The 1,333-nt window shown below is 70.0% G+C and carries 3 protein-coding genes; 2 read left to right on the top strand and 1 reads right to left on the bottom strand.

Features of this window, described 5'->3' with window-relative positions:
* Both ACNPM4_RS16805 and ACNPM4_RS16800 read left to right on the top strand, forming a co-directional pair.
* Positions 1–279 (top strand): TraR/DksA family transcriptional regulator (locus tag ACNPM4_RS16805; RefSeq protein WP_448986442.1); only part of this gene is annotated, 279 nt, incomplete at its 5' end.
* Positions 280–317: 38 nt separating this feature from the next.
* A complete protein-coding gene (locus ACNPM4_RS16800) occupies positions 318–755 on the top strand; it encodes a VOC family protein (RefSeq protein ID WP_029263104.1) in 438 nt (145 codons plus the stop codon).
* Here ACNPM4_RS16800 and ACNPM4_RS16795 read toward each other — a convergent pair.
* On the bottom strand, positions 742–1,333 hold a 592-nt coding region (locus tag ACNPM4_RS16795), incomplete at its 5' end, for a TetR/AcrR family transcriptional regulator (protein ID WP_448986441.1). The genes ACNPM4_RS16800 and ACNPM4_RS16795 overlap by 14 nt on opposite strands.

Here is a 1,333-nt window from a genome sequence, read left to right as displayed (position 1 = left end):
GCGACCCTCGACGAGCTCACCCACGACCGCGAGAGCTCGAACGACGACGACGAACACGACCCCGAGGGCGTCACGCTCTCGTCGGAGTGGTCACGGCTGACCGGGCTCGCCGAGGCGGCAGCATCCGAACTCCGACAGGTCGACGACGCGCTGGCGCGAATGGATGCCGGCACCTACGGCGTCTGCGCGAACTGCGGCCGGCCGATCCCCGCGGCACGACTGCAGGCACGGCCGTTCGCCGAGTACTGCGTCGCCTGCGCCGAGAAGCTCGGGCACTAGCCCTGACACGGGTGGCGAGCACGAGTAGCATCCCACCCATGCCCATCACACTCGAGAACGTCGGGATCGCCGTGCGCGACCTGGAAGCCACCATCTCCTTCTTCACCGACCTCGGCCTCACGGTGCTCGGTCGCGACGAGGTCAGTGGGGAGTGGGCGGCGACCGCGGTCGGACTCGACGGCAACCACGCGAAGATCGCGGTGCTGCAGACCCCCGATGGGCGCGGCCAGATCGAGCTGTTCGAGTACATCCACCCGGATGCGATCGAGACGGAGCCGACCCTTCCGAACGAGATCGGTATGCATCGCATCGCCTTCTCGGTCGACGACATCGACGAGTCGCTCGCGATCGCGGCCCGCCACGGCTACCACCCGCTGCGCGGCGTCGCGAACTACCAGGACGTCTACAAGCTCACCTACCTCCGCGGCCCCAGCGGCATCCTCGTGATGTTCGCGCAGGACCTCACGAAGAGCTGACCATCCCGCGCCAGATCACCTCGATCGCGGCCCGCATCCGCTCGACCACGGCAGGATCGTTGACCCGGTCGCCGCGCACGACGAGCTGGTAGTACGCGACGCCCGCGATCGCATCGAAGCAGGCTTCGACGTCGAGGTCGGGGCGCAGCTCGCCCCGCGCCATCCCCACCCGGAGTGCGTTCTGCAGCGGCACCCGGCGCCGCGACACGTGCGATTCCCAGTAGGTCCGCTGCAGGGCACGGTCGGCCATCACCAGGCGGATGCGCTGCCGGAACCGCTCCTCGGAGTATCCGGGAGCCGAGGGGGCGACACCGTCGGCACCGAGTCCGAGCCCCGCGAGCAGGATCTCGTGCAGGTCGGCATCGGCGGGATACTCCGGCGGCACCTCGCGGCCGACGTCGAGCGCCGCGGCGATCAACAGGGTGAGTGAGGGCCAGCGCCGATACAGTGCCGCCCGGCTCACCCCGCTGCGGGCGACCACGCGCGACACCGTGACCTCGTCGCCCGCGTCGATGATGTCGAGCGTCGCCGCGACGATCTGCCCGTCGAGGTCTTCGTCACGCGGACGACCGGGGCGG

This window comes from Microbacterium umsixpiens (assembly GCF_053543675.1).
This window is presented reverse-complemented; position numbering and strand designations above follow the sequence as displayed.

What these genes read in the sequence shown, in the direction of transcription:
- ACNPM4_RS16800 (WP_029263104.1), top strand. Translation starts at nt 318, where the DNA reads ATGCCCATCACACTCGAGAACGTCGGGATCGCCGTGCGCGACCTGGAA.